The organism is Microbacterium sp., from assembly GCF_041909575.1.
In the GTDB taxonomy this organism is placed as follows: domain Bacteria; phylum Actinomycetota; class Actinomycetes; order Actinomycetales; family Microbacteriaceae; genus Microbacterium.
Window position 1 is genome coordinate 1 of sequence record NZ_JAYRDE010000161.1, and the last position, 4,580, is coordinate 4,580.

The following is a 4,580-nucleotide window of genomic DNA, read 5'->3' on the forward strand; positions in this document are numbered from 1 at the left end:
TGTCGGTGCGAGGCTCGCTCGCCATGATCCGCATCGCGAAGGTATGGGCCGCCGCACAGGGCCGCCACTTCGTCACTCCCGACGACATCAAGGAGCTCGCCGCCCCGGTGTGGACGCACCGACTGGTGCTCGACCCCGAGGCCGAGTTCGCCGGCACGACGGCCGAGACCGTGATCGCGCGCGTGCTCGAGGACGTCGCCGCACCGCAGGCGAGGTCCGCGGCCTGATGACGACCGAGGCACTCGGGCAGGCGGTCCCGGTCCGGGATCGCCGCGAATGGTGGGGCGAGCTCGCCGCGCGCGCGTGGCGGATCCTCCGCCGCGTGCTCGTCGTCGTGCGCCCCGCCGCCTGGGTGCTCATCGCCGGTGCCGTCGTCCTGTGGATCGCGGGCGCATCGCTCGGATGGTGGGAGCTGACGGTGGCCGCGATCGTGCTGACCGTCCTCCTCGCGCTGTGCTCGCTGTTCCTCATCGGGCGCACCGCCTACGACGTCACGCTCGACCTCACCCGCACGCGCGTGGTCGTCGGCGAGCGGGCGGTCGGGGCGCTGACCCTGTCGAACTCGGGCGGCCGTGCCATCCTCCCCTCGCGCGTGGTGCTGCCGGTGGGCGCGGGGCGCGGCGAGTTCCAGGTCTCGCGCCTGGCTCCCGGTGCGTCGGCAGAGGAGCTCTTCGCCATCCCGACCGTGCGCCGCGCGGTGGTCGAGGTCGGACCCGTGAGCGTCGTGCGCGGCGATCCGCTCGGCCTATTCGAGCGCGTGCACCGCAAGGACGAGCCGGTCGACCTGTTCGTGCATCCGCGAACCGTGCTCTTCGACGGCCAGTCGCTCGGCTTCCTGCGCGACCTCGAGGGCCTCCCCGCCACCGACCTGTCGCGCGACGACGTGTCGTTCCACGCGCTGCGTGAGTATCAGCCGGGCGACGACCTGCGGCACGTCCACTGGAAGTCGACCGCGCGCACCGGCAGCGTCATGGTGCGCCAGTACGAGGAGACCCGCCGCTCGCACTTCGTGATCGGGCTCTCCACGCATCCCGGCGAGTACCGCGACGACGACGAGTTCGAGCTCGCCGTCTCCGCCGCCGGATCGCTCGGGCTGCGCGCACTGCGCGACTCCCAGCGCGTCGAGGTCCGCGTGCAGGAGCGTTCGCTTCCCGCCGGGACCGGCAAGCAGTTCCTCGATTCGCTGAGCGCCGTCGAGCACTCGCGGCCTCGCGCGGGAGGCGTCGTGGACCTCGCCGGCGTGGTCGCCGCGACGCTGCCGCTCGCGAGCGTCGTCGTCCTGGTGTGCGGGAGCGGCGTCGACGCGAACAGCCTGCGGGCCGCCTGCGCCCGCCTCCCGTTCGGCGCCCGCACCCTCGCGGTCGTCGCGGAGTCCGGCGCCTCGCCGAGCCTGCGCCGCATCGCCGACGCCGACGTCGTGACGGTGGGCGCGCTGGAGCAGCTCCCCGCCGCCCTGCGGAAGGTCCTCGCGTGAGCCCGGCGCCGGCGACTCTGTCGACCCGCCGGTGGGTCCTCGACCTCGCGGCCGTCGCCGCGCTCCTCGTCGTCCCGATCATCGGCTTCTGGCCGACGTTCGGCGGCCCGGCGTACCTCCCGGCGGCTGTCGGCGGGGTGCTCCTCGGCATGGGTGTGGCGGTGCTGTGCACATGGCTGAGGTGGGGCATCCTCCCGCTCGCGGGACTGACCGTTCTCGTCTACTTCCTCTTCGGCGGTGCCCTCGCGCTGCCGCACACCGCCGCGCTGGGCGTCGTCCCCACGCTCGACACGCTGGCCCGCCTGGCGACGGGCGTGGTCACCTCGTGGAAGCAGCTGCTCACCACGGTCGCGCCGGTCGCGGCATCCGATGGTCACCTCGTCGTCCCCTTCGTGCTCGCGCTCCTCGCGGGAGTGGTCACCACGTCGCTCGCGCTGCGCCTGCGCACGCCGGCGTGGGCCCTCATCCCCGCTGCCGCGTTCCTGGCCGCCCAGATCGCGCTGGGCACGTCGCAGCCGGCGATGCCGATCGTCCAGGGCGTCGTGTTCGCGCTCGTGGCGGCCGTGTGGCTGGCGGTGCGGCAGAGCTGGGAGCACGGCACCGGCGCCGTCGCACTCGGCGACGACGCGACACCCGCCCGCGGCCTCGCCGCACGCCGGCTCGTCCTCGGTGGCGCCGTCGTCGCCGTGGCAACGCTCATCGGCGTCGGCGCGAGCGCGGTCGCGGCGCCGCAGAGCCCGCGGTACGTGCTGCGCGACGTCGTCATCCCGCCGTTCGACGTGCGCGAGTATCCGAGCCCCCTGCAGTCGTTCCGCGCCTATGTGCGCGACTTCCCGGACGAGCCGCTGTTCTCCGTCTCGGGCATGCCCGACGGCTCCCGCGTGCGCCTGGCGACGATGGATGCCTACGACGGCACCGTCTACAACGTCTCCGACGAGGGCGCCGGCACCTCCAGCGCCTTCGGCCCGGTGCGTGGGAACATGTCCGCCGACGCCGAGGGCGCCCCCGCAACGGTGCACGTCGAGGTCGGGGCGCTGGAGGGCGTGTGGATGCCGGAGGTCGGTGCCGTCCGCAGCGTCGAGTTCGACGGCGACCGCGCCGATGAGCTGCGGCGCACCGCGTTCTACAACGAAGGCACCGAGACCGCGGTCGTGACCCACCGGCTGAGCTCGGGCGACGCCTACACCCTCGAGACCCTGATCCCCTCGTCGCCGAGCGACGATGCGCTCGCCGACGACGAGTTCGCGCCGCTGTCGCTGCCCGATCAGGAGGGCGTCCCGCAGGACTTCGCCGAGATCGCCTCGCAGGCGGTCGCCGAGGCGAACACGCCCGTCGAGCAGGTGCGCGCGCTGCAGACGATGCTCGCGGAGGGCGGCTACTTCAGCCACGGCCTCGAAGGCGAGGTGCTCTCGCGCGCCGGCCACGGCGCGGAGCGCATCTCGACGCTGCTCGGCAGCGACCAGATGGTCGGCGACGACGAGCAGTACGCCACGGCGATGGCACTGCTGGCGCGTGAGATCGGGATCCCCGCGCGCGTCGTGATGGGGTTCTATCCCGACGAGGAGGGCGAGGGGCAGCCGGTGTTCACGGCGACCGGCGACACGCTCCACGCGTGGGTCGAGGTCGCGTTCGCCGAGCACGGCTGGGTGACCTTCGATCCCACTCCTCCGGACGACAAGGTCCCCAACGACCAGACGACCAAGCCCAAGGCCGACCCCAAGCCCCAGGTGCTGCAGCCGCCGCCGCCGCCGCAGGAGCCGGTCGACCTGCCGCCGACCGTGCCCGACGACCGGGAGTCCGAGGACGAGAGCGGCTTCGACGCCGCGCTGCTCGCGCTCGTCGTGGTGATCGTGCTCGGGGTCGCCGGCTTCCTCGCGCTCCTCGCCGCGCCGTTCGTGCTCATCGGCGCGCTCAAGGCGGCACGCCGCAGGAAGCGCCGCGACGCCGAGCGCGCCGCGGACCGCATCAGCGGCGGCTGGGACGAGCTCGTCGACCGCGCCGCCGACTACGGCACCCCCGTCCGCCCCGGTGCCACGCGCCGCGAGGACGCCGGCGTCGTGAGCACGGCGTTCGCCGAGCCCCGGGTCGCGACGCTCGCCCAGCGGGCCGACCTCGAGGTGTTCGGCCCGACCGAGCCCACGCCCGAGGACGTGAACGAGTTCTGGCGGCAGGTCGACGACATCGTCGGCGGCATGGGCGCTGGACGCTCGCTGTGGGCCCGCCTCGGTGCGCGGCTCAGCGTGCGCTCGCTCCTCGCCGGCACACGATTCGCCCTGCCGGCGCCGACGCCCCGGAAGCCGCGCGAGCCGCGTCCGCGTCGCGTCGCCCGCTCTTCGCGCACCGCCGCGCCCGACGCCGATTCCCGCCCCCAGGAGACCGAATGACCGCCCGACCGCTCTCCGCCGCCGCGCCGGCGCCGATCGGCATCCGCGCCGCCGCGTACGCCGCCGATCTCCTGATCGCCGCCGCGGTCGGCGTCGCGTGCGCGGGGATCGCGGTCACCGCGGGCCTGGCCGCGGGAGCCGCCGCCGACGTGCGCGCGCTTCCCCTCCTGTTCCTCGTCGCCGCCGGGTGCGCCTGGGCCGGCATGCTGGCGTGGGCACTCGTCTATGCCGCCATGCAGGGCGGCTCCGGATCGATCGGCCAGCGCGCCTTCGATCTGCGCCTCGCCGACGACGCCCGCGGAACCCCCGTCGGCTTCTGGCGGGCGCTCGGCCGCAACGCGATCTGGGCGCTGTCGCGTGCCATCGTCGTGGGATGGTTCACGCCGCTCTTCGATGCCGGCCCCCGTCATCAGGGCTGGCACGACCGCGCGGCACGAGCCGTCGTGGTCGTCGAGCGGGGGACGGATGCCGCGTCCCCCGCCGTTGTCGTCACCGCCGCCGTCGAGCGCGTGCCGGTTCCTCCGGCGGTTCGAGTGCTTGCGGCTGCGCCGACGCCGACGCCTGCGCCTGCTCCCGCACCCGCGGCCGCTCCCGCGACGGTCGCCATTCGTCAGCTCGTCGGAGCTGCGGCCGGCGCGGCCGCACCGGCCGGCCCCTCGCCGTGGGCTCCGCCTCCGCCCGCCCCGACGGTCGAGCCTCCGGCGGAGCGCACCGCGGTGGCT

General features: G+C 74.7%; 3 protein-coding genes and 1 pseudogene. All 4 read left to right on the top strand.

Translation table 11 applies throughout. The annotated features are described in order from the left end of the window. A pseudogene (locus tag ACE3O1_RS14880) lies at positions 1-227 on the top strand (ATPase); the annotation flags it as partial. Next, positions 227-1,474: a DUF58 domain-containing protein gene (locus tag ACE3O1_RS14885; protein WP_374316375.1), complete on the top strand. Its 1,248-nt coding sequence runs from the start codon at positions 227-229 to the stop codon at positions 1,472-1,474. The pseudogene ACE3O1_RS14880 and the gene ACE3O1_RS14885, both read left to right, overlap by 1 nt. Next, positions 1,471-3,858, top strand: coding sequence for a DUF3488 and DUF4129 domain-containing transglutaminase family protein (locus ACE3O1_RS14890; protein WP_374316377.1), 2,388 nt, complete (start codon positions 1,471-1,473; stop codon positions 3,856-3,858). Before ACE3O1_RS14885 ends, ACE3O1_RS14890 begins: the two co-directional genes overlap by 4 nt. Further along, on the top strand, positions 3,855-4,580 hold a 726-nt coding region (locus tag ACE3O1_RS14895; protein WP_374316379.1), incomplete at its 3' end, for an RDD family protein. The genes ACE3O1_RS14890 and ACE3O1_RS14895, both read left to right, overlap by 4 nt.

What these genes read in the sequence shown, in the direction of transcription:
- ACE3O1_RS14885 (WP_374316375.1), top strand. Translation starts at nt 227, where the DNA reads ATGACGACCGAGGCACTCGGGCAGGCGGTCCCGGTCCGGGATCGCCGC.